The 595-nt window shown below is 64.2% G+C and carries 1 protein-coding gene; it reads left to right on the top strand.

Going from position 1 to position 595, the window contains the following annotated elements; all coding sequences use genetic code 11:
- The coding region (locus I7822_RS30870; protein ID WP_207982562.1) for a cytochrome ubiquinol oxidase subunit I at nt 1-561 on the top strand (561 nt) is incomplete at its 5' end.
- Between the last annotated feature and the right edge of the window lie 34 nt (nt 562-595).

Raw genomic sequence — 595 nt, 5'->3', positions numbered from 1 at the left:
AAGCTGTTCCTGATCAACATCGCGATGGGGGTGGTCACCGGCATCGTGCAGGAGTTCCAGTTCGGCATGAACTGGTCGGACTACTCGCGCTTCGTCGGTGACGTCTTCGGTGCCCCGCTCGCCTTCGAGGCGCTGATCGCGTTCTTCTTCGAGTCCACCTTCGTGGGCCTGTGGATATTCGGCTGGGACAAGCTGCCGAAGAAGATCCACCTGGCCTGCATATGGATGGTCTCCCTCGGCACGATCCTGTCCGCGTACTTCATCCTCGCGGCAAACTCCTGGATGCAGCACCCGACCGGGTACCACATCGACAAGAAGACCGGCCGCGCCGAACTCACCGACTTCCTCTCGGTGCTGACCCAGAACACGGCCATCACGCAGTTCGCGCACACGATCACGGCCTCGTTCCTGGTCGGCGGCGCGTACGTGGTGGGCGTCGCGGCCTTCCACCTGGCGCGCAAGAAGCACATCCCGGTGATGCGCACCTCGCTGCGGCTGGGCCTAATCACCGTGGTGATGGCCGGGCTGCTCACCGCCGTGAGCGGCGCCCAGCACGGCTAGGTCTGGTTGAGGCTGCAGCCCATGAGGAGAGCGC

Source organism: Metabacillus bambusae, from assembly GCF_017497975.1.
Classification (GTDB): Bacteria; Bacillota; Bacilli; order Bacillales; family Bacillaceae; genus Metabacillus; species Metabacillus bambusae.
The sequence above is the reverse complement of the archived record's forward strand: the minus strand, read 5'-3'. Positions and strand labels throughout refer to the sequence as shown.